This window comes from Mycobacterium marinum (assembly GCF_003391395.1).
In the GTDB taxonomy this organism is placed as follows: domain Bacteria; phylum Actinomycetota; class Actinomycetes; order Mycobacteriales; family Mycobacteriaceae; genus Mycobacterium; species Mycobacterium marinum.
The window spans coordinates 5,985,068-6,010,301 of record NZ_CP024190.1 but is presented as its reverse complement, the minus strand read 5'-3'; the positions used below and the strand labels follow the sequence as shown (position 1 = coordinate 6,010,301).

The 25,234-nt window shown below is 64.3% G+C and carries 22 protein-coding genes and 1 pseudogene; 14 read left to right on the top strand and 9 right to left on the bottom strand.

Annotation, left to right across the window (positions count from 1 at the left end):
- The first annotated feature begins 1 nt into the window (after position 1).
- The 11 genes and pseudogenes from CCUG20998_RS25470 to CCUG20998_RS28810 form a co-directional block, all read left to right on the top strand.
- A complete protein-coding gene (locus tag CCUG20998_RS25470) occupies positions 2 to 820 on the top strand; it encodes a type III pantothenate kinase (RefSeq protein WP_012396623.1) in 819 nt (272 codons plus the stop codon).
- Between the two features lie 121 nt (positions 821 to 941).
- Positions 942 to 2,438 (top strand): lysine--tRNA ligase, encoded by a 1,497-nt coding sequence (gene lysS, locus CCUG20998_RS25465; protein ID WP_012396622.1) that lies wholly within the window; start codon positions 942 to 944, stop codon positions 2,436 to 2,438.
- Between the two features lie 114 nt (positions 2,439 to 2,552).
- Complete coding sequence (gene lsr2 / locus CCUG20998_RS25460; RefSeq protein ID WP_011741818.1) at positions 2,553 to 2,894, top strand: histone-like nucleoid-structuring protein Lsr2; 342 nt, start codon at positions 2,553 to 2,555, stop codon at positions 2,892 to 2,894.
- A gap of 377 nt (positions 2,895 to 3,271) precedes the next feature.
- Positions 3,272 to 5,818, top strand: coding sequence for an ATP-dependent protease ATP-binding subunit ClpC (gene clpC1 / locus CCUG20998_RS25455; RefSeq protein WP_012396621.1), 2,547 nt, complete (start codon positions 3,272 to 3,274; stop codon positions 5,816 to 5,818).
- Positions 5,819 to 6,020: 202 nt separating this feature from the next.
- On the top strand, positions 6,021 to 7,316 hold the full coding sequence (locus CCUG20998_RS25450) for a PE family protein (protein ID WP_116269155.1): 1,296 nt from the start codon (positions 6,021 to 6,023) through the stop codon (positions 7,314 to 7,316).
- Between the two features lie 176 nt (positions 7,317 to 7,492).
- Positions 7,493 to 7,702, top strand: coding sequence for a CbtB domain-containing protein (locus CCUG20998_RS25445; protein ID WP_020730863.1), 210 nt, complete (start codon positions 7,493 to 7,495; stop codon positions 7,700 to 7,702).
- A gap of 14 nt (positions 7,703 to 7,716) precedes the next feature.
- Positions 7,717 to 8,484: a CbtA family protein gene (locus CCUG20998_RS25440; protein ID WP_020730862.1), complete on the top strand. Its 768-nt coding sequence runs from the start codon at positions 7,717 to 7,719 to the stop codon at positions 8,482 to 8,484.
- A gap of 7 nt (positions 8,485 to 8,491) precedes the next feature.
- Entirely contained in the window at positions 8,492 to 9,025 is a 534-nt protein-coding gene (locus CCUG20998_RS25435) for a histidine phosphatase family protein (RefSeq protein ID WP_020730861.1), read from the top strand.
- A 333-nt stretch (positions 9,026 to 9,358) separates the two neighbouring features.
- Positions 9,359 to 10,291, top strand: coding sequence for a polyprenyl synthetase family protein (locus CCUG20998_RS25430; RefSeq protein ID WP_020730860.1), 933 nt, complete (start codon positions 9,359 to 9,361; stop codon positions 10,289 to 10,291).
- A gap of 64 nt (positions 10,292 to 10,355) precedes the next feature.
- Complete coding sequence (locus CCUG20998_RS25425; protein WP_036456729.1) at positions 10,356 to 11,924, top strand: DHA2 family efflux MFS transporter permease subunit; 1,569 nt, start codon at positions 10,356 to 10,358, stop codon at positions 11,922 to 11,924.
- A 38-nt stretch (positions 11,925 to 11,962) separates the two neighbouring features.
- Positions 11,963 to 12,676, top strand: a pseudogene (locus tag CCUG20998_RS28810) (polyprenol monophosphomannose synthase); the annotation flags it as partial.
- 64 nt (positions 12,677 to 12,740) lie between these two features.
- Here the strand turns inward: CCUG20998_RS28810 and CCUG20998_RS25415 are convergent.
- Positions 12,741 to 14,111 carry a serine hydrolase gene (locus CCUG20998_RS25415; protein ID WP_020730858.1) on the bottom strand — a complete coding sequence of 457 codons (1,371 nt, stop codon included), beginning with the start codon at positions 14,109 to 14,111 and terminating at the stop codon, positions 12,741 to 12,743.
- A complete protein-coding gene (gene mhuD / locus CCUG20998_RS25410) occupies positions 14,086 to 14,403 on the bottom strand; it encodes a mycobilin-forming heme oxygenase MhuD (RefSeq protein WP_012396612.1) in 318 nt (105 codons plus the stop codon). Before mhuD ends, CCUG20998_RS25415 begins: the two co-directional genes overlap by 26 nt.
- Positions 14,404 to 14,458: 55 nt before the next feature.
- Between mhuD and CCUG20998_RS25405 the strand changes: the two genes are divergently transcribed.
- Together CCUG20998_RS25405 and CCUG20998_RS25400 are read left to right on the top strand one after the other, a co-directional pair.
- Entirely contained in the window at positions 14,459 to 15,223 is a 765-nt protein-coding gene (locus CCUG20998_RS25405) for an alpha/beta fold hydrolase (protein ID WP_020730856.1), read from the top strand.
- 161 nt (positions 15,224 to 15,384) lie between these two features.
- Positions 15,385 to 15,708 (top strand): helix-turn-helix transcriptional regulator, encoded by a 324-nt coding sequence (locus CCUG20998_RS25400; RefSeq protein ID WP_036456727.1) that lies wholly within the window; start codon positions 15,385 to 15,387, stop codon positions 15,706 to 15,708.
- Between the two features lie 288 nt (positions 15,709 to 15,996).
- Here CCUG20998_RS25400 and CCUG20998_RS25395 read toward each other — a convergent pair whose 3' ends face one another.
- The 7 genes from CCUG20998_RS25395 to CCUG20998_RS25365 form a co-directional block, all read right to left on the bottom strand.
- Positions 15,997 to 17,238, bottom strand: coding sequence for an ISNCY-like element ISMyma11 family transposase (locus CCUG20998_RS25395; RefSeq protein ID WP_020730853.1), 1,242 nt, complete (start codon positions 17,236 to 17,238; stop codon positions 15,997 to 15,999).
- Between the two features lie 100 nt (positions 17,239 to 17,338).
- On the bottom strand, positions 17,339 to 18,208 hold the full coding sequence (locus CCUG20998_RS25390) for a DUF6671 family protein (RefSeq protein ID WP_050674640.1): 870 nt from the start codon (positions 18,206 to 18,208) through the stop codon (positions 17,339 to 17,341).
- A 74-nt stretch (positions 18,209 to 18,282) separates the two neighbouring features.
- A complete protein-coding gene (locus CCUG20998_RS25385) occupies positions 18,283 to 18,897 on the bottom strand; it encodes a carbonic anhydrase (RefSeq protein WP_020730851.1) in 615 nt (204 codons plus the stop codon).
- 26 nt (positions 18,898 to 18,923) lie between these two features.
- The gene (locus tag CCUG20998_RS25380) at positions 18,924 to 19,247 is read right to left on the bottom strand and encodes a P-II family nitrogen regulator (protein ID WP_020730850.1); all 324 of its coding nucleotides are present in this window, start codon (positions 19,245 to 19,247) and stop codon (positions 18,924 to 18,926) included.
- The gene (locus CCUG20998_RS25375) at positions 19,238 to 21,835 is read right to left on the bottom strand and encodes a DUF2309 domain-containing protein (protein ID WP_020730849.1); all 2,598 of its coding nucleotides are present in this window, start codon (positions 21,833 to 21,835) and stop codon (positions 19,238 to 19,240) included. Before CCUG20998_RS25375 ends, CCUG20998_RS25380 begins: the two co-directional genes overlap by 10 nt.
- A complete protein-coding gene (locus CCUG20998_RS25370; RefSeq protein ID WP_036456726.1) occupies positions 21,832 to 23,415 on the bottom strand; it encodes a proton-conducting transporter transmembrane domain-containing protein in 1,584 nt (527 codons plus the stop codon). The genes CCUG20998_RS25375 and CCUG20998_RS25370 overlap by 4 nt, the downstream gene beginning before the upstream one ends.
- 286 nt (positions 23,416 to 23,701) lie before the next feature.
- On the bottom strand, positions 23,702 to 24,613 hold the full coding sequence (locus CCUG20998_RS25365; RefSeq protein WP_036456725.1) for an HhH-GPD family protein: 912 nt from the start codon (positions 24,611 to 24,613) through the stop codon (positions 23,702 to 23,704).
- Here CCUG20998_RS25365 and CCUG20998_RS25360 point away from each other — a divergent pair.
- Positions 24,612 to 25,229: a carbonic anhydrase gene (locus tag CCUG20998_RS25360; protein WP_036456724.1), complete on the top strand. Its 618-nt coding sequence runs from the start codon at positions 24,612 to 24,614 to the stop codon at positions 25,227 to 25,229. The genes CCUG20998_RS25365 and CCUG20998_RS25360 overlap by 2 nt on opposite strands.
- Positions 25,230 to 25,234: the final 5 nt, after the last annotated feature.

Here is a 25,234-nt window from a genome sequence, read left to right as displayed (position 1 = left end):
CGTGCTGCTGGCGATCGACGTCCGCAACACCCACACCGTTGTCGGTCTGCTGTCGGGGGCCAAACAGCACGCAAAGGTCGTGCAGCAATGGCGGATACGGACCGAATCCGAAGTCACCGCCGATGAATTGGCACTGACGATCGACGGGTTGATCGGCGAGGATTCCGAGCGGCTCACCGGTGCGACCGGGTTGTCCACGGTCCCGTCGGTGTTGCATGAGGTGCGGATCATGCTGGAGCAGTATTGGCCGTCGGTCCCGCACGTGCTGATCGAACCTGGGGTACGCACCGGTATTCCGCTGCTGGTCGACAACCCCAAAGAAGTGGGTGCCGACCGGATCGTCAACTGCCTGGCGGCATATCAGCAGTTCGCAAAGGCGGCCATTGTCGTCGATTTCGGATCATCGATATGCGTGGACGTGGTGTCGGCCAAAGGCGAATTCCTGGGCGGGGCGATCGCACCCGGCGTTCAGGTTTCTTCGGATGCCGCCGCGGCCCGTTCGGCGGCACTTCGGCGCGTCGAGTTGGCCCGGCCGCGCTCGGTGGTGGGTAAGAACACGGTGGAATGCATGCAGGCTGGTGCGGTATTCGGTTTTGCCGGGCTGGTTGACGGCCTGGTGGCGCGGATTCGTGAGGACGTTAAGGGTTTTTCAGCCGACGACGATGTCGCGGTGGTGGCGACCGGGCACACCGCGCCGCTGCTGCTGCCCGAACTGCACAGCGTCGAACACTTCGACGAGCACCTGACCCTGCATGGATTACGGCTGGTCTTCGAGCGCAATCGGGAGGCTCAGCGCGGTCGGCTGAAGCCGGCGCGCTAGCCGCCACCCGGCGACCATGCGTCCCGGTCGATTCCGGTCGGGAGCAATCTTTAGGGCGGGTTTCGCGCGCCCGGTGCCCGCGCGATGAGTGCTCAGGCGAGTTCATTTAAGCTGGCACGTCGTGAGCTCCGCCGAGTCAGACATTCCCGAGCAGTTCCGAATCCGTCGGGACAAGCGTGCTCGGTTATTGGCAGAGGGGTATGACCCCTATCCGGTAGCCATCGAACGCACTCACACGTTGGCCGAGATTCGTGCCACCTATGCCGACCTACCGACAGATTCGGCGACCGAGGACATCGTCGGTGTCGCGGGTCGAGTGGTGTTCGCGCGTAACACCGGGAAACTGTGTTTTGCGACACTGCAGGACGGCGACGGCACCCAGCTGCAGGCGATGATCAGCCTCGACAAGGTGGGCCGCGAATCGCTGGACAGGTGGAAGGCCGACGTCGACATCGGTGACGTCGTCTACGTGCACGGCACCGTGATCAGCTCCCGTCGGGGCGAACTATCGGTGCTCGCCGATTCCTGGCGGATGGCTGCCAAGGCCTTGCGGCCGCTGCCGGTCGCACACAAGGAGATGAGCGAGGAGTCGCGGGTTCGTCAGCGCTACGTCGATTTGATCGTGCGTCCGCAGGCGCGGGAGGTCGCGCGACAGCGGATTGCGGTAATCCGTGCGGTGCGTAATGCGCTGGAGCGGCGCGGGTTTCTCGAAGTCGAAACGCCAATGTTGCAGACCTTGGCCGGCGGCGCTGCGGCGCGGCCGTTCGTCACCCATTCCAATGCCCTCGACATCGATCTTTACCTGCGTATCGCGCCGGAACTGTTCCTCAAGCGTTGCATCGTGGGCGGTTTCGACAGGGTCTTTGAACTAAATCGGGTGTTCCGAAACGAAGGGTCTGATTCCACCCATTCCCCGGAATTCTCCATGCTGGAGACCTATCAGACCTATGGAACCTATGACGATTCGGCCCTGATCACCAGAGAGCTTATTCAAGAAGTTGCTGACGAGGCGATCGGAACCAGGCAACTCCCGATGCCTGACGGCAGCGTGTACGACATCGACGGAGAATGGGCGACTATCGAGATGTATTCCTCCTTGTCGGAGGCACTGGGGGAACAGATCACGCCAGAGACGACGGTTGCTCGCTTACGTGACATCGCAAGCGGACTTGACGTAGAGATTGATAACAGTGTTTTTGGTCACGGCAAACTTGTCGAGGAACTCTGGGAACATGCTGTCGGCAACAAGTTGACGGCGCCCACATTTGTCAAGGATTTCCCAGTCGAGACAACGCCATTGACTCGTCAGCACCGCAGTATCCCCGGAGTAACCGAGAAGTGGGATCTCTACGTGCGCGGAGTCGAACTGGCTACCGGGTACTCGGAATTAAACGATCCCGTCGTCCAGCGGGACAGATTCGCTGATCAGGCGCGTGCGGCGGCCGCTGGTGACGACGAGGCGATGCAACTTGACGAAGATTTTCTGACGGCTCTGGAGTACGGGATGCCCCCGTGTACTGGAACTGGAATGGGCATCGATCGGTTGTTGATGTGTTTGACCGGACTGTCAATTAGGGAGACAGTTTTGTTCCCGATTGTTCGCCCTCACTCCAACTGAACTGCCGGTGGTTGTGTCTGGATTGAGAATTTTGCTTACTTATGGCACATTGGTGCGCGGGGAGACTATCCATCCTGTATTGCGACGCATAGGAAGAAACGCGAGGGTAAGCCAATGGCTAAGAAAGTTACCGTCACCTTGGTCGACGATTTCGACGGTGCCGGTGCTGCTGACGAAACGGTTGAATTCGGGCTTGACGGGGTGACCTACGAGATTGACCTTTCTTCCAAGAATGCCGCGAAACTGCGCGGTGATCTGAAGCAATGGGTTGCGGCGGGTCGGCGCGTCGGTGGCCGGCGACGTGGGCGTTCGGGATCCGGACGTGGCCGCGGCGCTATCGACCGCGAGCAAAGCGCGGCCATCCGGGAATGGGCACGCCGTAATGGGCACAATGTGTCGACCCGTGGCCGTATCCCGGCCGACGTCATCGACGCATTCCACGCTGCCGGTTCATAGCGATCTCGATCTATTACCGTCGCCCAGGCTAAGCCTGGGCGACGGTGCTATGTCATTTTCGCTCGTGGCGAAACCGATCTTCGGCCGACACGGGAAACACTTCGGCGGTTTTCCTCGTTAACGTGTTGCGGTTCTGTTGTAGCAGGAAGAAAACGAGGCCGGCGCGGCTTCTCGGGCGCCGGGTCTGGGTCACGGGTGTATCTGATTCGGGTGATTCGGGCCCCACACCGGAGTTGCAGCCGGGAACCGCACGGCACTGCAAGGTTGTTATGAAGCCTGGCAGGCCGACCATTACAGTGGACTGCAGGTACGCGGGGCCGAGCTGGACTGGTTCAGGACCGACCAAAGTACCGATGAGGGAGAGCAGGTAACCGCCGATGTTCGAACGTTTTACCGACCGTGCCCGCCGGGTCGTTGTCCTGGCGCAAGAAGAGGCCCGGATGCTGAACCACAACTACATCGGCACCGAGCACATTCTGCTGGGGCTAATCCATGAAGGCGAAGGCGTTGCGGCCAAGTCGCTGGAGTCGCTCGGGATCTCGCTGGAAGGTGTGCGCAGCCAGGTCGAAGAGATCATCGGCCAGGGCCAGCAGGCACCGTCCGGGCACATCCCGTTCACTCCGCGCGCCAAGAAGGTGCTCGAACTCAGCCTGCGCGAGGCGCTGCAGCTCGGCCACAACTACATCGGTACCGAGCACATCCTGCTCGGCCTGATTCGCGAGGGCGAGGGTGTGGCCGCCCAGGTGCTGGTCAAGCTGGGCGCCGAACTGACCCGGGTGCGCCAGCAGGTGATCCAGCTGCTGAGCGGCTACCAGGGCAAGGAGGCCGCCGAGGCAGGCACTGGCGGCCGGGGAGGGGAGTCCGGCTCTCCCTCCACGTCGCTGGTTCTCGACCAGTTCGGCCGCAACCTGACCGCGGCTGCCATGGAAGGCAAACTGGACCCGGTCATCGGCCGCGAGAAGGAAATCGAGCGGGTCATGCAGGTGCTCTCCCGGCGCACCAAGAACAACCCGGTGCTCATCGGCGAGCCCGGCGTGGGCAAGACCGCTGTGGTCGAGGGCCTGGCGCAGGCCATCGTGCACGGCGAGGTGCCCGAGACGCTGAAGGACAAGCAGCTCTACACGCTGGACCTCGGCTCGCTGGTCGCGGGTTCGCGCTACCGCGGTGACTTCGAGGAACGCCTGAAGAAGGTGCTCAAGGAGATCAATACCCGCGGCGACATCATCCTGTTCATCGACGAGCTGCACACGCTGGTCGGGGCGGGTGCCGCCGAGGGCGCGATCGATGCCGCAAGCATCCTCAAGCCCAAGCTGGCTCGCGGCGAGCTGCAGACGATCGGTGCCACCACCCTCGACGAGTACCGCAAGTACATCGAGAAGGACGCCGCGCTGGAGCGCCGTTTCCAGCCGGTGCAGGTGGGTGAGCCGACGGTCGAGCACACGATCGAGATTCTCAAGGGTCTGCGGGACCGCTACGAGGCGCACCACCGCGTGTCGATCACCGATTCCGCGATGGTGGCCGCCGCGACGCTGGCCGACCGCTACATCAACGACCGGTTCCTGCCGGACAAGGCGATCGACCTGATCGATGAGGCGGGCGCCCGGATGCGGATCCGCCGCATGACCGCGCCGCCAGACCTGCGCGAGTTCGACGAGAAGATCGCCGACGCGCGCCGGGAGAAGGAATCGGCGATCGATGCCCAGGACTTCGAGAAGGCGGCGAGCCTGCGCGACCGGGAGAAGCAACTGGTGGCGCAGCGTGCCGAGCGTGAAAAGCAATGGCGTTCGGGCGATCTTGACGTGGTCGCCGAAGTCGATGACGAACAGATCGCCGAAGTGCTGGGCAACTGGACTGGCATCCCGGTGTTCAAGCTCACCGAGGCGGAGACCACCCGCCTGCTGCGGATGGAAGACGAGCTGCACAAGCGGATCATCGGCCAGGAAGACGCGGTCAAGGCGGTCTCCAAGGCGATCCGCCGCACCCGCGCGGGGCTGAAGGACCCGAAGCGCCCGTCGGGCTCGTTCATCTTCGCCGGCCCGTCCGGTGTCGGTAAGACCGAGCTGTCCAAGGCGCTGGCCAACTTCTTGTTCGGTGACGACGACGCGCTCATCCAGATCGACATGGGCGAGTTCCACGACCGGTTCACCGCGTCCCGGCTCTTCGGTGCTCCGCCCGGATATGTCGGCTACGAAGAGGGCGGCCAGCTCACCGAGAAGGTGCGGCGCAAGCCGTTCAGCGTGGTGCTCTTCGATGAGATCGAGAAGGCACACCAGGAGATCTACAACAGTCTGTTGCAGGTCCTCGAGGACGGCCGGCTCACCGACGGTCAGGGCCGCACGGTCGACTTCAAGAACACCGTGCTGATCTTCACGTCGAATCTGGGGACATCCGATATTTCCAAGCCCGTCGGCCTCGGGTTCAGCCAGACTGGCGGCGAGAACGACTACGAGCGGATGAAGCAGAAGGTCAACGACGAACTCAAGAAGCACTTCCGGCCGGAGTTCCTCAACCGCATCGACGACATCATCGTCTTCCACCAGCTGACTCGCGACGAGATCATCCGGATGGTCGACCTGATGATCGGCCGCGTCGCCAACCAGCTCAAGAGCAAGGACATGGCGCTCGAGCTGACCGACAAGGCAAAGTCGCTGCTGGCCAAGCGCGGTTTCGACCCGGTCTTGGGTGCTCGTCCGCTGCGGCGAACCATTCAGCGTGAGATCGAGGACCAGCTCTCGGAGAAGATCCTCTTCGAGGAGGTCGGTCCGGGACAGGTCGTCACCGTCGACGTCGACAACTGGGACGGCGAGGGCGCCGGTGAGGACGCGAAATTTACGTTCACCGGTACCCGCAAGCCGCCGAGTGAGCCGGACCTGGCAAAGGCCGGAGCACACAGCGCCGGGGGACCTGGGCCCACCGAGCAGTAACCGAACACTCTGAAAACATGTGACGGGCTTGCCTCTGGCAGGCCCGTCACATGTTAAGCGGACGTTGCGAGCTGCTTCCGATTTCCTGAAAGTTCGTTGAAGCTCCGCCTATCGCGGCGGGACATGGCGATACGTTTCTCTTGATCTATCCGGCAGTGATCAGGCCGATGCTGGGTTGCGTCATGTGCCGAGGAGGCGAGCCATGCCGCTAGTTTTTGCCACACCGGAGATCATCGCGGCCGCAGCAACGGACTTGGCGCAGATTGGGTCGGCGATCAGCGGGGCCAACACCGCGGCGGCGGCTCCGACCACCGAAGTGCTTGCCGCCGGTGCAGATGAGGTCTCGACGGTCGTTGCGTCCCTGTTCTCCCGCTACGCCCAGGCTTATCAGGTGCTGGGCGCCGACATGGCGGCCATTCATGACCAGTTCGTGGAGGCCTTGAACGCCGGCGCAAATTGGTATGCCGGTGTGGAGTCGGCCAACACTTCGACACTACAAACCGTGCAGCAGGACGTGTTGGGGTTGATCAACGCACCCACGCAGGCCCTGCTGGGGCGAGGGCTGATCGGCAACGGTGCCGCGGGAACCGCATCGCACCCCGATGGGTATGACGGGGGGTTCTTGTACGGCAGCGGCGGTAGCGGCTACAACAGCGCCACCTCCGGAGTGGGCGGCGGTGCCGGCGGGGCCGCGGGCCTGATCGGCAATGGCGGTGCCGGAGGGGCGGGCGGAGCCGCGGCGGCCGGCGGGTCCGGCGGTCAAGGCGGCTGGCTGTACGGCAACGCCGGGCTCTGGGGCAACGGCGGTGCCGGCGGTGCGGGCGGGGACGGCACGGCCGGCGCGGCCGGTGTCAACCCCACGACCATGCCGGCCGGCAACGGAACCCCAGGTCTCACCGGACGTGACACCGGCGGTCCCGGCGGTCCCGGCGCCGACGGCACCGAGTACGGGCAGACCGGCGGCACCGGCGGTACCGGCGGCTACGGCCGTGTGGAGGGGGGCGACGGCGGCGTAGGCGGGGTCGGTGGGCAGGGCGCTCCAGGCGGCGTCGGGGGTAGCGGCGGCGCCGGGGGTGGTGGAGGCCATGGCGGGCTACTCGTCGGCAACGGTGGCGGCGGCGGTGCCGGGGGCATCGGCGGCGGCGGTGGCACCGGTGCGGTCGGCGGTACCGGCGGCGCCGGCGGTGCCGGCGGAGACTCGGAATTTGCCGGCGGCAATGGCAATACCGGTGGCGACGGCGGCACTGGCGGGACCGGCGGAGCCGGCGGCGATGGCGGCAACGGTGGTGCGGGCGGCGCGGGAGGTCTGTTAGGGCACTCGGGTAACCCCGGGCTTGGCGGCGAGGGCGGTACCGGTGGCGGTGGTGGCGACGGCGGTCATTGGGGCGACGGTGGGGGCCCCGGAAGTGGATCGCGCAGGGGCATGTCTGGATCCCATGGCAGTTACGGACAACCCGGGGGTTCGGGCGCGGACGGGGCGCACGGCCAGCCGGGCTGATTTTGTCGATCGACCCCTGGGAGCTACCGGTTTACACTGGCCGGTGTTGTTTCATTGTTGTTGATGGGCGACGGAATCTGGTGAAATTCCAGAACGGTCGCGCCACTGTCTAGTCAGACCCGGCGCCCGTCATCGGCTACCCAAGTGGGGCGCGAGATCCCCAGAAGGAGTTGACCGTGGCGAACTCTCAGGCCGCCCAGGCCGGTTCGGTTGACCTATCGGCGGCAAGCGCAGCGCTGTGGCTGGCCGGCACGGCTGTCCTGGCGCTGTTGGCGATCTATTTCGTCGGCATCGATCAAGGGGCGGTATCGCTGGTGGGCGGCGATACCCACGTTCATGAGTTCTTCCACGACGCCAGGCATTTGCTCGGCTTCCCGTGCCACTGAGCCGGGCGGCTAACGTGGAGCGGCGCCTGATCGCACGAGGTCTGCTGGCGGGCGCGGTGGGTGCCGTGTTGGCGTTCGTGTTCGCCCGGCTGTTCGCCGAACCCATCATCGGCCAGGCTGTCGAATTCGAAGACGCCCGCACCGAAGCTGCGCACGCTCACGGGGTGCACGAGCACGGTGCGGAATTGTTCAGCCGCGGCGTGCAGGCCAACGCTGGATTGGGTTTCGGAGTCCTGATTTTCGGCCTCGCGGTGGGAGCCCTTTTCGCCGTTGTGTTTTGTCTGGTGTACGGACGCGTGGGAAACCCGTCGGCAAGCCCCGCACCGCGGGTGCTTTCGATTCGGCTAGCGGCGCTGGCCTTCACCGTGGTGTATCTGGTCCCGTTCGTGAAGTATCCGCCCAACCCGCCGGCCGTCGGTCAAGCGGACACCATCGGTGCACGCACCCTGTGGTACCTGGTCATGGTGGTGGCGTCGGTGACGTTGGCAATCGTGGCCGTCTATTTGGTGCGGTGGCTCTCGATGCGGATGGACATGTTCAATGCCGGGTTGCTTGCGGCCGGTGCGTACCTGATTGCGGTCACGGTGGTCATGGCGATCCTGCCGACCGTTGCCGAGATACCCCAGGGCTTTCCCGCCGATGTCCTCTACGAGTTCAGGTTGGTCTCGCTGGGAACCCAACTGGTGTTGTGGGCATCCATCGGACTGGTCTTCTCGGCGCTCGTAGGGCGAGGGCTGGACGAGCGGGCCGATAGCGGACGGGTGCAAAGCGCCGCGGCGTGACTGTTCGATGACCGATGTCACGCGGTTGATCCTGGTGTCGCACGGGATGACCGACGCGATGGCCGTCGGCCGCTTTCCCGACGACGAGCCGCTCAACCACACTGGTCGCCGATGGGCGGCGCCATTGGAGAGTAACCGCGACTCGCGACAATACGCCGGGCCCGAGCGGCGTTGCTGTCAAAGCGCGCAGCTGCTGGGACTGCAAGCGGTCACCGAGCCGCTGCTGGCCGATCTGGATTGTGGGCATTGGCGCGGGTCGAGGCTGGCCGACATTGCGCCCGCCGACCTTACGACGTGGCTGAGTGACCCCGGGCAAGCGCCGCACGGCGGTGAGTCGATTCTCGAGTTGATTGATCGGGTCGCCGGATGGTTGGAGTCATTACAAGGCAATACGGTCGCGGTGACCCACCCCGCCATAATCAGGGCGGCAATTCTAGTCTCCCTCGACGGCTGCCCGAAGTCGTTCTGGCGCATCGATGTTGCACCGTCAAGTCGGATAGCGCTCCATTACCGCGATCGGCGCTGGACACTGCGCCTATAGCGGTTTGGAAAGTCCCCGACTTACCCGCCCTGCGCAATTGGCCACTCCAACAATCGGTTCGGGGCTGGGGCTGCGATTGCGCGGCCGGATTTCGTGCGTCGCGACCATCCACGGATGGTTGGAAAGCGCGGGTGAATGGACCGTGGTAGTTTATCGACACTGTTGTAAATTTTACGTTTGTTACAGGGCCGATTGGGCCCCTTCTGAGACCAATCCAGGAGGGCGGTGGCGATGTCGCAAATGGCGCGTCCGGTTCGGGCTTCGACAACTCCCGCGCGGATTACGTTATTACTGAACGATATTCGACTGCTTATTGAACCGAAGCAGCGAGCTGTGATCGATAATCTCTCGCCCGCGCTGCGGCTTTGCGCAGGGTTTCATATCGGCTGGTGGGAACCCGATGGGCGCGACAGTTCGGTGCGCCATGGCAAGGCTGTTCGGCCGGCCCTGTCGATTACCTGCGCGCGCGCAGCTGGCGGGGCAATGGATGCCGCGATTGCAGCTGCGGTAGCGGTCGAGTTGGTGCACGATTGTTCTTTGTTGCACGACGACATCATGGATGGTGACGTAACCCGGCGGCATCGCCCGGCGGCGTGGGTGGTCTACGGCGTACCGATGGCGATACTCACCGGTGACGCGCTGCTGGTGCTGGCGTTGGACTTGGTCCACGAGGGGGCCTCGGGCTCGGCGTTGCGCAAAGCGGCACTGGAATTGTGCGCCGGCCAATCCGCCGACCTCGCCTTCGAGCAACGCACCAAAGTCTGGTTGCCCGAGTGTCTTCAAATGGCACAACAGAAGACGGGCGCTCTGTTCGGCGTGGCGTGTCAATTGGGTGCGCTCGCGGCCGGCGCCGACAGTCTTGTTGCCGACCAGTACGCGCAGTTCGGTCGCCACTTGGGACTCTCTTTTCAGCTGGTCGACGACATTCTCGGAATCTGGGGCAATGAATCGGTTACCGGCAAACCCGTGTTCTCCGATCTGCAGTCGAGAAAAAAGTCGTTGCCGGTGGTAGCCGCGCTGTCCTCTGGCACGGCGGCGGGCGCCAAGCTGGAAACCCTGCTTGGCGGCAGTGACGCCCTCAGCGATCATGAGTTGGCGTTCGCCGCTGACTTGATTGAGGATGCGGGCGGCCGGGCTTGGGCGGAGGGGGAGGCGCTGCGGCATCGGGGCCTGGCTCTTGACGCTCTGGCTGCCGCCGAACCGGAGCCGACCGCGGCGGAGGATTTGCTGGCCCTGGCTGAGCTGATGACCGTGCGGGCGGCGTGATGCCCCGAGCGTGCGGCCGGTTTGCGAGGGTGCCCCGGACGCAGTGTCCGGGATTCGGGTATCCATGAACCGCGGCAATGTTCGTCCGAAGTTGGTGCTGGGTGTCATCGTTCTAGGCAGTTTCATCGCATCTATCGATTTGACCATCGTCAATGTCGCGCTGCCCACGTTGTCTCGTGCGTTGCGGGCTAGCAACGCCGAGCTGCAGTGGATCGTCGATTCGTATGCGATTGCTGCGGCCGGATTGCTTTTGGCGGCAGGCAATCTAGGCGATCGTTATGGCAGGCGCGGCTGGCTCACGATCGGCCTTGTCATTGTCGGCGCCTCGTCTGCGGTGGCCGCCAGCGCCGGCTCGGCGCAAGCAGTCATCGGGGCGCGCGCGGTGATGGGGGTCGGTGCCGCGATCATCTTTCCGACATCGCTGGCGTTGGTCACAAATGTTTTCGTTGATTCGACGCACCGCGCCAGAGCAATTGGAGTCTGGTCGGCGGTCACTGGCATCGCGGTGGTTGTTGGGCCGATTCTGGGCGGATGGCTGATAGAGCACTTCTCGGTGGGCTCGATCTTTTGGGTCAATGTACCGATCGCGGTTGTCGCCATAGTCAGCGTAAATATGTTTGTACCAACCTCGCGCAACCCCGATCGCCCACCGCTTGACCTGCCGGGGCTGCTCGTATCGACCATCGGCGTCACCGTCTTGACCTACACGCTCATCGAGGCGCCCAACATCGGCTGGGCCAGTGCGAGAACCGCTGCGGGCTTTGCGCTCGCGGTCGTCTTGCTCGCGGTGTTCCTCTGGGTGGAACGAAGAACGTGGCACCCAATTCTTGATCTGTCGATCTTCGCGAACCGCCGGTTCTCCGGAGGAACCGCGGCGGTCACAACCGCCTATCTGGTGATGTGCGGCTTCATCTTCGTTGCCACGCAGTACCTCCAATTTGTGGCTGGCTACCGCGCGTTCGACACGGGGGTGCGGCTGGTGCCGCTTGCGTTCTCCTATGCGGGCCTCAGTGTCATCGCTCCGCGCATTGTCGAACGGGTGGGTACCACCGCAGTGGTCACCAGTGGCCTTGTGATGGTGGCGGTTTCCGTGGCCTGCGCGGGTGGCTTCGACGCCGGCACGCCGTATTGGCTGATCGCGGCGGTGATGACCGCGCTCGGCAGCGGACTGGGCCTCACCATGGCCCCGGCCAGTGAGGCGATCATGGGTTCATTGAGCCCGACCGCCGCCGGTGTCGGATCGGCGGTGACCGGGGTGTCCCGCCAACTCGGGGCATGCCTGGGAGTGGCCATCGTGGGCAGCGTCTTCGCATCGGTCTACCTGAGGTCGATGAGCGATAATGCGGCGTTGCATGGCCTCGATCCGGCGGCGCGTGCCGCGATGCGGCAGTCGATGGCGGCAGCCAAGCAGGTGCTCGACCAGCTCCCCGTCGGGGAGGCGCCAGCCATCCGGCATGCCGTCGAATCGGCATTCCTGGAAAGCTTTGGCGTCGGTTGTCTGGCATGCGGGGTATTCGCCGCGGTCGGCGCGGTCGTGGTCGCATTCCTGTTACCCGCGCGCGGTGAGGCCCGCGACGACGTTGCGGTGTCGGTGGCGGCCTCGGCCATCGGGCCAGCTGAAGGAGGCAAATGACCCACGAGCGAGACCCGCATGAGAATTCGGGCGATGGTCGGAGCCGGCGGGTCCTGGTGATAATCCCGACGTACAACGAGCGGGAGAACCTGCCCCTGATCCACCGGCGCGTCAAGGATGCCTGCCCAGACGTGCATGTTCTTGTCGTTGATGACGAAAGTCCGGATGGCACTGGCCAACTCGCTGACGAGCTGGCCGCCGCCGACCCCGGCTGCACATACGTGTTGCACCGCAACGTCAAGGACGGTCTGGCCGCGGCCTACCTGCAGGGTTTCGTCTGGGGTATGCAGCGCAATTACTCGGTGCTAGTCGAGATGGACGCCGATGGTAGCCACGCTCCCGAACAGCTGCACCGACTGTTGGAGGCTGTTGCGGTGGGCGCCGATCTGGCCATCGGGTCCCGCTATGTGCGCGGCGGGACGGTACGCAACTGGCCACGGCGACGGCGCGTGTTGTCCAAGGCGGCCAATACGTACTCGCGGTTGATACTGGGCGTCGGTGTCTATGACATCACCGGTGGCTATCGGGCCTATCGCCGCGAGGTGCTCGAGGCACTCGACCTCGACACTCTCGAATCCAGGGGCTATTGCTTCCAAGTTGAAATGACTTGGCGCAGCCTCAATGCCGGCTTCGCCGTGGTCGAGGTGCCGATTACCTTCACCGAGCGGGAGGTCGGTGCCTCAAAGATGAGCGGATCCAACATCGGCGAGGGAATAGTCCAGGTCGCCCGATGGGGCGTCAAAGACCGACTGCGGGGTCTGCGAACCGCCCGAATTTCGCTTGCCGCCCAACGGTTCGCAGCCGCGGTATGGACCGCTATTCGGGAGCGACCAGCGCGAAGACCTGCTTGGCGACCTGCAGCATCCATCCGGTCACATTCGGTCCATGGTCACGCGGCCAGTTCAGCTGGAAGCTCACCACCCACGGTTGCCCGGTCTTGTCCTCCGCATACCAGCTGAAGGTCAAGTCTCCCGGCAGACCACCGGCTTTCGCGCCGATGTAGGGCCAGTAGTTGCGGTCTAGCGCAATGCCCGCGACGGCGGACAGGATCTTTCGCACCGGTGCGGCGGGACCGACCGCATCGGCCTGCAGTGCCAGGTGGACCCGGCAGATGTCCTCGGCGCTGCCATACCATTCGGCACCGTAGTTTGAGGCCGGGGTGTGGGCACGAGTCGGATCGGGGCGGTACGGAGTCGAATCGGCCTGTTCGAGTAATGCCGCTCGCTGTTGCGCAGACGCCTGCTTCCATTGCTCCCGCAGATCGGGTTGACCCCAACCCACCGAGAACAGCTCATACATGGTGGGGAAAGGAGTCATGCTGGCCGGATCGTGATGGCCGGCGGTGGCCAGCGCCTGCTCGATGGCATGCTTACCCAGCCGCCCGATCAGCAAGTCGGTGGCCATGTTGTCGCTATTGGCGATCATTTTCTCGGCCGCCCGGCGTACCGAAACATGGTCGCCGGGAGATAATTCCAGGCCAGAGGAGCCGACGGCCTTGCTCTTGGCGGTAACGGTCAGCTGGTCGTCCCAGGATGCGGTGCCGCTCTTGATCGCATCCGCCAGGGCATGCAGCACGTACAACTTGAAAATCGATGCCAGGGGTAGAGGTTGGTTGGTGTTGGTGCCCGCGACTCGAGTGCACTGCCCCTTTTCGACCTTGGACACCTGGTAGGAGTATCGGGCGCCGGTCTTGCTCAATACGGCATCGACGTCGCGCCAGGCGGTGATCGTCGGTGGGGGAAGCGTTTCGAGTTCGAACCGGTCCACCCAGCCGCCGTCATCGGTGTGCAGGCGGATGTCCTGTCGCGCGCCGTAGGAGGAGGTCAGGTGCAGCGTTGCCACGCTGGCGCTGATGTCCACACTGTCGAGGGCGAACGGCCGGTCCCACCAGAGTCCCTCCATGGTGGCTTCGACCGAGTCGACCTTGCTGGGCGCGGCCAGCGTGGCCACTCCGGCCGGGCCGATCGGCCAGTCCGAATTGAGCATGTCCATGGTCTGCTGGGCGCGCAGACCCGGTGGAGTCACGGTGTCGATCCGGCGTTGCGGGTTGGCCGCGTTGGCCGATGGGGTGGGCGAGGACGAGCACCCAGGTGTCAGCGTCAGCACCAGCGCCGCGGCGGCGGTGAGCACCGTCACGCTGCGCAGCCGGTTGCGGCCCCGGTTAGTCAGCCGGCGTGTTCCCTGCAACGTCGAGCACAACCTCGAATTCCAATAGCGAGGCGCCGGTTGACACGGGATTGGCCCGTTCGCCGGCATGAGCTTCTTTGGCGGGCCCGTTCGCCCAAGCCTGGAACGCTTCATCAGACTCCCAGTGTGTCACCACGAAGTAGCGGTCTTCACCCTTGACTGGACGCAGCAATTGAAAGCCGAGAAAGCCCGGAGAGTTATCCACCGCGTGCGCGCGGTGGGCGAAGCGCTTTTCCAGTTCGGGGCCAGCGCCGGCCGGCACCGAGATTGCATTGATCTTCACCACTGGCATTCGGCTAGATTACCGCGCCTGGCTCGAGCGTCGGCACGCCGCGCAAGATAGGTCCATGCCCACCGATCTGTTGACCTATCACGGCGGAGAGGGCGAGCCGTTGGTCCTGGTGCACGGGCTGATGGGCCGGGGCGCCACGTGGTCGCGTCAGCTGCCGTGGCTGACTCGCCTCGGTGCCGTGTACACCTACGACGCGCCCTGGCACCGCGGCCGCGACGTCGACGATCCGTATCCGATCAGCACCGAACGTTTCGTGGCCGACCTGGGTGAGGCGGTGGCCGAGCTGGGCGGGCCGGCCAGGCTGGTCGGACATTCGATGGGTGCCCTGCATTCGTGGTGTTTGGCCGCCGAGCGTCCCGGGCTGGTGTCGGCGTTGGTGGTCGAGGACATGGCGCCGGATTTCGTCGGCCGCACCACCGGCCCGTGGGAGCCGTGGTTGCACGCACTTCCCGTTGAATTCGATTCGGCCGATCAGGTATTCGCGGAATTCGGGCCGCTTGCCGGGCAGTACTTTCTGGAAGCCTTCGACCGCACGGCCACGGGGTGGCGCCTGCATGGGTACACCTCGCGGTGGATCCAGATCGCCGCTGAATGGGGTACGCGCGACTACTGGGCACAATGGCGGGCGGTGCGGCAGCCGGCGCTTCTGATCGAGGCCGGAAACTCCGTAACGCCGCCGGGCCAGATGCTTGCGATGTCTCGTGTGTCCAGCTGTACGGCATATGTGCACGTCGCGGGAGCGGGGCATTTGGTTCACGACGAAGCTCCCCATGTTTACCGACGAGCAGTCGAATCGTTTCTCTGCGGCGCACGACCATGAGCATGCCCGCCCCGATCCGAAGTCTTCTGACGCTGGCGTGAGCACACCCGATGGTGGCGCCCCGCCTTGCGTTGGTGCCTACGCAACGGGGGCGGCTCCGTGCGTCGTCGAACCGATTCGCGAAGTGAGTTACGCGAAATCGGGTAGCGTATCCTACCTGGGTGAGCGTCGCGGGAAAGCGGAGTAGGGCAGCGCAGCCCCCCGTCGAAGCTGCTGATCGCACGTGGACTTTCCTGACGAATCATGCCCACGTCTTGTTGTGCTTATCGACTGGCGAACCGCTGACCACACGTGAGTTGGCAGTGCTCATCGGCATCACCGAGCGCTCTGTGCAAGCCATATTGACCGATCTGACCGACGAGAATTACCTCATCAAGTCGAAGGTGGGTCGTAGAAATGTGTACGAGCTGAACCCGGAAGGCAGGTTGCGCCATCCGCTGGAAGCCAGCCATACGGTGGGGGAACTTGTCGAAGCTCTATCGTGACCGCGGGATAGCGTGCGGGTATTGATTAGCTATTGACTAGCTACTTCGACCTGAAAAATTGAGCGTTGCGGTGATGGCTTGATCTGGGGACCCGGGATTGTGGCCGTAGGTTGCATCTGGGTCGGCCCGGGTGTTGGTTCATGCTGTGCGGGCGCCGATCTTGACGAGGTTGTGGGCGAAGACTCCGTGTCCGCACCAGGTTCGGGCGCCGGTGATGCCGGTGAGTTCGGTGCGGTTCCAGCCGTAGCTGCGTTTGATGTGGTTGATACGTCCTTCGGATCCGGTCCGCTATTTGATTTTTTCGCGGAACGCTCGCCGGTGCTCGAACTCGCGGCGCGTGGCGCTGGGTTTACTCTTGCGGGGGATGGTCACGGCACGTACGCCGAGTTCGGGTAGGTCGCGTTCCACCGATGCCTCGCCGTAGCCGCGGTTGGCGGTGACCGCGCCAGGCGTGCGCCCGGTGTGGGCGGTGATCCGTGCAATTGCCGGGGCCAGTTGGGGGGCGTCTGCGGGGTTTCCTACCTCGACGTTGTGGTCGAGGATGACCCCGTCGATATTGTCTACGATCTGGGCCTTGTAACCGAACTCCACGGGCCTGCCGAGGCGTCCTTTGCGGATTGGGCGGGCATCGACATCATGGAAGCTCACCAGCCGACTCGCCGACTCGGGCATTATCCCGGCCAGGCGGCTAAGGGTTTGGGCCACAACACGTTCGGCGCGTTCCACAAGGGTGTTCAGATGGTTGATCGCCCGGTGCAGCCGGCCTTTGCGCTGCCCGGTCGCAGTGCGCAGTGCACGTCGCGCGTTGCGGATCACCGCGGTGGCTTCGCGGATGGCCGATTCGGTGATCGCGGCCAGTTCGCCGGTGATCCGGCGTACCGCGGACTGGGCCGCATCGCGCTGCTGTTCGCCACGCAGTTTGAGCTTGGCGGCAATAGAGCGGGCCCGCCGCCCGGCCGAGCGCCGCCGGTCCCGGGTCCGGGTGCGAGCCGCCCCGCCCGCGGCCTTGATGCGTTTGACGGTGCGTGCCATCGAACCGATGGCCTTTGCCAGCAGGCCCGAATCAGTCGGGTAGGCCACCGCGGCGGCAATGACGGTGGTGTCGGCGCGGACCTTATCGGTCCGCAGCAGCTTGGCGCTGGCCGCCTTGGCCAACAGCGCCTCGGTGAGCCCGGCGACCGCGTCCTCGCCACACCGTGTGGTGATCTTCATCAACGTGGTCGGGTGCGGCACCCGGGTACCGAACGGAATCCGGCAAAACCGCTGCCAGGAGATCGAATCGGACACCTCCCGACACAAAGACTCAAAGCCCAGTCGGTAGCGGAACTTGAGAAACATTAGCCGCAAGTAGGTTTCCATCGGGATCGATGGCCGACCGATCCGGGCGTCGAAATACCTCGCGAAGGGCGCGAAGAAAACCGGATCATCCAACAGCTCATCTACCCGAGCAAGTTCCGCGGGCAACACCAACAGCTCGGCCGGCAGGATCGCATCCCACAACGTCGGCTGATCATTTACAGTACGAAACACAATGTCCTCGAATCCTTCTCACCAAGGGTTCGAGGACATTGTCCCAGTTCAAAGGCCATCAAGGCGCGCAACCACGCCCGACTTTTTCAGGTCGAAGTAGCTAGGGATTGCACTGCGGACAGTGGCGCGGGTCCGCAAGGGCTTGGTTGCGCTCAACCCTGGCGTAATGCTCGCATGCCGGACACGCCAGGATATCGGCGGAGACAACGCGCGTGGGCCACCCGCATGCTCGACAGGCCAGCCCTTCGCGCACCGCAACCTTCCCGTACCCGGGACACGAGCAATGAGGGCAGTACGTGGCGAGCCGGTTCGCGAGCCGAGCCGCCAGTACTGAAAGCACATCGCGTCGGCTGGGGTTGTGGTGGGCCCGCAGGTCCGGTTCCACCCAAACCGAGTGATGGTCACCAGCGGCTATCGCTGCCCCGACAACTTGGATAAGTGTGTCGGCATCGGTAATCCCTTTGCCGAACACTTGCACCTGATCGCCAACCCTGGTCTTCACGATCGCACCTTGCTGGGGGAAGCCGAAACGGTGTGCTGCGCGGACGGCGTCATCAGCGGTGTCCACTGCGGTGGGCGGACCAGGGGCGCCCGGGACATTGACACCCTCGACGACTCGGATGTCTCGGGTGTCATCAACAAACACCAGAATTTCTTCGTGCATGGCCGCCAAGCCACACCAGGTGTGGTAGCTGGCTTCGCTGGCCAAACCGTAGGGCACATCGGCCGATCCCATCGCGATTCGGGCTTTGGCGGTGGCGGCGGCTAGCGGTGTCTTGGCCCTGGTCACTTCTCCGGCAAAGGTGCCGAATTGGTCGGTGTCGATTCCTGCTGGCGCGACGACGCGTGCTCGGAGCGTCGTAGCGAAAGCGGGTGCCACCTGATGCTCTTTCCCGTGCATGGTGCCCATGGCAATCAACGCTCCGGCGTAGCTGTCGATTGTCCGGTCAGGAAGATCTTTCCTGGTCATTTCCACGTCAATTCCACTGTCCGGGCTGGCCGCCGACCTGGATGGGCTCCTGCCAGGCCGGCGGCCCGCCTTACCTATACGCATTCCAGCAGCGGTGTTCCACTTTCCCCGACGTCGCCGAATGTCGCACAGACGCGAAGCCGGCCATCGTTGCTATCGCTGACCAGGCAGATGATCGCGCATTCTCCTGCGTCGACTGCCTTGGCCACCACGGGCGACTTGTGCAGCAGCGAGGAACCTGTGTGTACTACATGAGCTTCGGCCAGCTCGTCGACCGCGCTGATCGTCGCGTCTTGTCGGGCCAGTGACGACATCGCCTGCTCGACGACGGCTCGAGACGCTCCCTCGGGGATGCTGACGTTATTCCAGGACTCCAATGCGGTCTTCATCGCGGTGCAGTGTTCGTGGCCGAGCACGACGATCAGTGGAATGTGCAGCGTGCCGACGGCGTATTCGACGGTGGCCAAGACGCCGCTGTCGATCACGTGCCCCCAGTTGCTGGCGTCAACGAGTGATCCCCACGCTTGACCAAACACCGCCTCGCTTGCCGTATCCGCGTCGGCGCAGCGGAACACCACCGCAGAGGGTGACTGCTTTTTTGCGGGGTGCTTCCCAGTCGTCCGCAAGGTGCTGCGGAAGAATCGATTACCGGTCTGAAGCTGATTCCAGACGGTGGACGGGTTGGACATGGCAACTTCCTTTCTATGGTGGTGGACTAGCTGAAGTACTCGGGCCGGCTGACGTAGGTGTCGGTGACAAACATGACCCCCGGCGAGCCGTCGAGCAGGCGCCGCAATCCGGCGATCAGCGCCTCGGTCTTTGCATCCGGGACGACAGTGATGAGCATCTCGAGAGATGCCTGTTGATTGAAGAGCAGCCGGCCCTGGTGATAGCCGTGATGGCCAAGTCCAGAGACGCCCGACACGCTGGTGAAACCTGTTGCCCCACAGCTGTTGAACTGATCTCGTACTGCAGGTGCATGTTCCCCGGTGACAACGACTTCGATCTTGGTCATCTTGGTCAATCCGTTTACTGGCATGGCATTACCTCCTGGTCGGTTGCGTTGTTGTGGTCGGTTGGTCCGTTGGTGTCCCAACGGCGCCAGTCGCCGCGGGTCCAGCGGCGCCAGCTCTGGCCGGGATGTTCCCTCGCGGCCAAGCACACCCAGTCATTTCCGAAGAGATGCTGAAGGATTGGGTTGCGCTCGACTACCATGTCGATGCGCTTTAGCGGTGCCTGGACCACAGTCAGCAGCCGCATGGGTTCATGGCCGAACGCCTGGCCATCGGTCAGGGACTGTCGTGGTAACCCCAATTGGAGGTCGCCGCCGTGCCCAGCGAGCACACCCACGCCGCCGACGACATTGTGGATGGTCTTGGTGCCGGCCCCGAACATTTCCGGCGCCACGGTGGAGAAGTAGTACTGGCAGTTGATCCATTGAGCTACCACCATGGGCGCGGTGAGGATGGTTTCCAGAGCGCTACCGTCTGCGTCGACCTCAGCTTCGTAGGAGTGCAGGAAGGCCCGCCGCTGCAGGTTCATGCCACGGGTGACCGCTCGGGGGGCCACGATGAACGCCGCGTTGCCGGCCAGTCCCCATTCCGGGAAGACCTGAGCCCAATCGAGGGAGCGTTTGGCCACGTGGCGGGCAGCCTGTGCCGGGCGGGGGTTAGCGGGCCCGCCGGGCAGTCCAAAGCAGCGCTCGGTGGCCAGTTTGGTACCGGCCATGCCTAGATCTGTTATCAGCCTTTGTATGTCGGCGTGATATCCAGCCGGAATCAGGTGCTGGTCCAAGATGTCGATTCGGTCGGTCGCGGTGTCGTGCTGAGCTGCGATGAACCGGGTGTCATCCGGAATCTCGATGCCCAGGTTGCGCAATTCAGCGCGGACGTCGGCGTCGTTGAGGATTGCCGCAGCGGTGCGCGCGTTGGGCCCTCCGGCCTGACCACCGCACGCCCCACAATCCAGTGCCGCCTGATAAGGGTTGTTTTCGGTGATACTGCCGTGTCCGCAGAGCACCACTAGCCGGGCGAAGTGGTTGGTGAGGCCCATGGTGGTCAGCGCCACCTGCGCGTAAAGGCTGCGCTGGGCCAGGTCGACGGTGTCGTTGATCGACAGCACGGTAGGAGCCGGCGGTGACAACCGGTCGCGTAGGCGCCGTCGTAGTGTGCCGCTGCCCGACGGGCTCAGGGTTTTCGCCGCCGCCCACGGACCGGCCGCCCAGCCCGCGGCTTCAGCCAAGGCGAACGGGGCGATCGGCGCCTGCTTGGCGACATGAAATGCCGACTCGGCGCTAGCCATCAGCTCGCTACCGGCGCGTCGGCGTCGCGCCGCCACCCCGGCAGCTGGTGCCGGGCTTTCACTGACTTCATGCTGAGGCCGAATCAGTACCGGGCACAGGTCGTTTGGAGTGCCGCCGAGCAGTCCGGTGAATCGGATGGCGACGGCGAAGAAGCCGGCGAAGCCAAGCGTCTCGTATTGGCCCAAGGATTCGAAGTGGCGCCGCAAGCCCTCAGATCGGGTGTCGATGCAGCAGACGAGTTGGGCAGCCGGGCGCTGGTCACTGTAGTGCGGTTTGGCCTTGGCTATTGAACTCAGTAGCGCGTCGCGGTAGTGCGCTTCGTAGGCTTGTTGCCAAATCATCTGACGCGAGGTAACGGGTAACGCTGACAAAACTCGCGCGGCAGCACCCAGATCGTTGTCGCTGATGTCGCCGATTCCCGCACTGCGAGCCAGCGCTGCAGCCCGCTCGCGCGCCGAAGGGATGCGCGGCCGGATGCTCGTCACCGACGCGCGCGGTGCGCTTGCATTGTTATGGGCCAACATGATTGCTTCATAGGTCAGCCGCATCGCAAGGTAGTCCAGTATCCCTACGCCGGTTGCATGCTCGGCGGACCAGCGTACGTGGGCTGCCCAACCGGGAAGGCGCGTCAGATGGGCCTGCAAGTAGGTCACGCGGCCTTCGTCGGCCACCCCCAGCTGGGTCAGTGCTTGCAGTGCGGCATCGTCCGCCCGCCGCGGAGCCTCTCGCAGCGCCGCTCGCACCCTGCGGCTTAGCTTGTGGTCGCCCGCGGCCAGGGTGCGCCAAGCGTGATAGAAGCCCTCGCCATGGCCGGGCATCGGCCAGCCGGCTGCCGGGGATCCGAAGTATGCCATGCACCATTTGGCGGCCTGGGCGTCGATCTCCTCGGCTACCTGTGGTGCCGCCTGCTCGCTGCGGGTCATATTGCGTCGCACAGGCTTTGGTGCGTAGCTGCCATTGAGCAAGTCGGCCCGCAACAACTCGGCCGGTGTCAATGTGCGTTTCCCCAGCTCGACGGGGTGCCCGTCGAGCAAGGCCGGGTAGCGCAGGCGCAGCGTGGTTTCGAGGTCGGCGTCGGTAATGCGTCCGAGGCGGTAGAGGTTCCGGTAGGCCGCTTCATCCAGAACACCTGCGCTGCCATAGAGGTCGCCGGCCCGCCGGACCGCCTGGTCGAACGGCATTGACTCCAATCCCGCCAGCGGGTTTACCGCGATAAAGGTCTCGAGCGGGTAATGCGTAGGTATCACCCGGGTGGCCAGGTTGACATCGCTGCGCAATTGCGCGCGGCGGGTGTCGATTGAGACGTGTTCAGCCAGAGTGGTCACTGCAACGCTCCTGTCAGTTGGCGAGTCATGGGATGGTTGCTCGACATGGACCGCGGTCGGGTCGATGAAACATGTCCAGCAACAAGTGCTTTGGCGTAGATGGTGCGTTGTACGCGGCCGGCCCAGCCGCTGGACGGAGCCTGGCGTAGCAGCGTCAGCAGACCCAGGACGACGGCCACTGCCACGATGCCCGGAGAGGATGCGGGCGGTACGGTGGCCGGCGGCAAGTCGGGGCCCATGAATCCGGTTACGGCTTTGACTAGCGCCACATATCCGATGGCGGCTATCAGCAGTGCCATGGCTCCGGTGAGGGCGGCCCGTGCTCGTGGGCTGGTGGTCAACCAGCCGGTAAGCGCCGTCGCAGCCGTCGCCCAGGTGAAGACCAGCAGCACGTGTGCGGAGCCGTGCTCGCCAGGCGACGATGGCAGGATGCTGCTGGCCACATACAGTGCGGCGGCAGGTAGCAGCATGGCCGTGAGTTGGATCGCTGCCCAGCGGCGGGTGCTCAGCATCGGGGCGGGCGGCCTGTCGGCTTTCTGGCGGCGCTTGGCTATGACCGATCCTGACGACAGGAACAGGGTGGCCTTGTAGAAACCGTGGCCCACCAGGTGGAAGACCGCGGCGGCCGACAGACCTAGCCCACAGGTCATGATCATGAAGCCCATCTGCGCCATCGTGGAATAGACCAGCGAGCCCTTGATGTCGGATTTGGTGAGCATTACTACTCCGCCGTACAGCACGCCCAGCGTGCCGGCGGTAAAAGCCAGCCCCATGGCGAGGGCCGACCCGGTCACGATCGGACTCAACCGCACCAGCAACACTCCGCCGGCGTTAACCACACCCGCGTGCAGCAGTGCCGACACGGGCGTCGGTGCGGCCAAGGTAGCGGGCAGCCAGCGGTGAAAGGGAATCTGGGCTGATCGTGATAGCGCCGCTATGACAATCAGGCCCGTTGCGGCCAGCAGGGTTGGTGATGAGCCTTCGAACGGCCCGGGACTCAGGTCGAACAGGTTGATGTTGCCCCATCGGACCGTGAGCAATCCAACCGCTAACCATAGGGCCAGGTCGCCCAACAGGAACGCTGTTGCCGTGCGCACCACACCATCGCGGGCAGCCGGTAGGTCCCAGTAGGTGGCCTGCAGCAGGCACAGCGCGGCGCCGGCCACGGTCCAGCACACGGCCAGTCCGATGAGAGTTCCGGAGATCATCAGGCCGGCAGAGGCAGTGGTGAGCAGGCCGGTGCCGGCAGTGAACCAGCCAGATCGGCTGTCGCAGGCCAGATATCGCAGCGCGAAGACTTGCGCGACAGTGCTCACGCCGTAGACGAGCACCAGCAGAATCGTGACCAACCTGTTGGCCCCGACTTGGGCTATCAGCGTGCCTTGGGGCGATAGCAGGGATGCCGAGATGGATCCGTGCACAGTCACGTGGACTGCGATCAAAACGGCGCAAAGCAGGCCCGCGCCGGCGGCTGCCGCACCGAATCGACCGACGAGGCGAGCAGGAAGCGGGGTGGAGAAGAGTGCGGAGAGCGATGCGATGAGGGGCAGCGCTATGACGCCAATGAGTAAGGCGCTCACCGGGCATCACCACCGGTTGCAGGTATCAAGGATGTGCTATGCATGTGAAACAAATTACGCGAGATAAACTACGTACGTCAAGACTCGTGAAATATATTTCGTATAAGTGGGACGGCCGGGAGGGGAAAGTGATGGGAAGGCGTTGCGTGGTTTCAGCGAAAATAGCTGTACTGCAGTAGATCTCGTAACTGTGCGCGCGAAGCAATTCGGGCGCACAGTCGCTGCTGGGCGTGTTGAAACTGTCGGGCTCGCGGCATCCCCGACATCGCTCGTCACATCGCCGCGGTTACTCTTCCCCCGTCAAGGCGAATCGGCCGTCGGTGGTTTGAACAACCAATCCGTCGGCAAGCAGGGACTTCAGCGCGCGTGCACGCTGCGTGCAATCCCTCTGCCAGGCCACGTCCAGCTCGGCAGTGGTGACTGGAGCGGTATTGGCGCGCAATACCTCCAGCAAGCGGCCGCGGGCTTGGCGGTCAGTTCCTGCATAGGCCTGCGCCCGACGTGGCGGTCCGTTGTCGGGTGGGTAGCCGGCTTGTTGCCATGTGCATCGGGTCAGCGGGCACAGGCTGCACCGCGGTGCACGCGCCGTGCATACGGTCGCGCCAAGCTCCATGAGGGCCACCGAGAACATCGGCGCCGTTTCATCACTGGGCATGAGAGCGAGTACATCGGCATGGTCGCGGGTGGCCGACGGTGAACCCGCTTCGGCGCGGCCATGGACGGCTCGGGCCACCACCCGCCGGACATTGGTGTCCACCACCGGAACCCGCTGCCGGTACGCGAAGCAGGCCACCGCGCGTGCGGTATAGCTCCCGACGCCGGGCAGGGTCAGCAGTGTATCGACGTCGTCGGGAACCACGTCGTCGTGGTCACCGGCGATGACCATGGCGCATTCATGCAAGCGTTTGGCCCGCCGTGGATAACCCAACTTGCCCCAGGCACGCAGCACATCGGCGGCCGTCGCCGTCGCCGTCGCCGATGCGGTGGGCCAGCGCCGCACCCAGTCCGGCCAGATCGGCAGCACCCGTGATACCGGGGTTTGCTGCAGCATGAACTCGCTGACCAGGATCTGCCACGGGCTCACGTCGGGCGCCCGCCAGGGCAGGTCGCGGCAACAACGCTCATACCAGGCGACAAGATTAGTGGCCGGTATGTGTTCGGGGCAGGTCATCGAAGGTTGCGGCACAATGGCTGGCATGCCCAACACCAATCCGATAACCGCCTGGAAAGCACTCAGTGAGGGTAACGAGCGATTCGTCGCCGGCAAGCCTCTGCACCCCAGTCAAAGCGTCGATCACCGCGCCAGCCTGGCCGCCGGGCAGAAGCCGACGGCGGTCATCTTCGGGTGCGCGGACAGCCGCGTGGCCGCCGAGATCATCTTCGATCAGGGCCTGGGCGACATGTTCGTGGTCCGCACCGCCGGTCACGTCATCGACTCGGCCGTGCTGGGCTCCATCGAGTACGCGGTTACGGTGCTCAACGTGCCGCTCATCGTCGTGCTCGGTCACGACAGCTGTGGTGCGGTGAATGCCGCGTTGGCCGCGCTTGACAGCGGCACTCTGCCTGACGGATATGTGCGAGATGTGGTGGAAAGGGTTGCGCCATCCATCCTGCTGGGAAGGCGTGATGGGCTGTCGCGGCCCGACGAGTTCGAGCAGCGCCACATACACGAGACGGTCGCCCAACTCCTGTCGCGCTCTACGGCCATTTCCAGTCGAGTCGCGGCGGGCACGCTGGCCATCGTGGGGGCCACCTACCAGCTTTCCGACGGACAGGCTGTGCTGCGCGACCATGTCGGTGATATCGGCGTGTAGCGGCG

Excerpts from the sequence above, each read along its gene's own strand:
- lsr2 (WP_011741818.1), top strand. The coding sequence starts at position 2,553 with ATGGCTAAGAAAGTTACCGTCACCTTGGTCGACGATTTCGACGGTGCC.
- clpC1 (WP_012396621.1), top strand. The coding sequence starts at position 3,272 with ATGTTCGAACGTTTTACCGACCGTGCCCGCCGGGTCGTTGTCCTGGCG.
- CCUG20998_RS25450 (WP_116269155.1), top strand. The coding sequence starts at position 6,021 with ATGCCGCTAGTTTTTGCCACACCGGAGATCATCGCGGCCGCAGCAACG.
- CCUG20998_RS25435 (WP_020730861.1), top strand. The coding sequence starts at position 8,492 with ATGACCGATGTCACGCGGTTGATCCTGGTGTCGCACGGGATGACCGAC.
- CCUG20998_RS25425 (WP_036456729.1), top strand. The coding sequence starts at position 10,356 with ATGAACCGCGGCAATGTTCGTCCGAAGTTGGTGCTGGGTGTCATCGTT.
- mhuD (WP_012396612.1), bottom strand. The coding sequence starts at position 14,403 with ATGCCAGTGGTGAAGATCAATGCAATCTCGGTGCCGGCCGGCGCTGGC.
- CCUG20998_RS25405 (WP_020730856.1), top strand. The coding sequence starts at position 14,459 with ATGCCCACCGATCTGTTGACCTATCACGGCGGAGAGGGCGAGCCGTTG.
- CCUG20998_RS25390 (WP_050674640.1), bottom strand. The coding sequence starts at position 18,208 with ATGACCAGGAAAGATCTTCCTGACCGGACAATCGACAGCTACGCCGGA.
- CCUG20998_RS25385 (WP_020730851.1), bottom strand. The coding sequence starts at position 18,897 with ATGTCCAACCCGTCCACCGTCTGGAATCAGCTTCAGACCGGTAATCGA.
- CCUG20998_RS25380 (WP_020730850.1), bottom strand. The coding sequence starts at position 19,247 with ATGCCAGTAAACGGATTGACCAAGATGACCAAGATCGAAGTCGTTGTC.
- CCUG20998_RS25360 (WP_036456724.1), top strand. The coding sequence starts at position 24,612 with ATGCCCAACACCAATCCGATAACCGCCTGGAAAGCACTCAGTGAGGGT.
- CCUG20998_RS25365 (WP_036456725.1), bottom strand. The coding sequence starts at position 24,613 with ATGCCAGCCATTGTGCCGCAACCTTCGATGACCTGCCCCGAACACATA.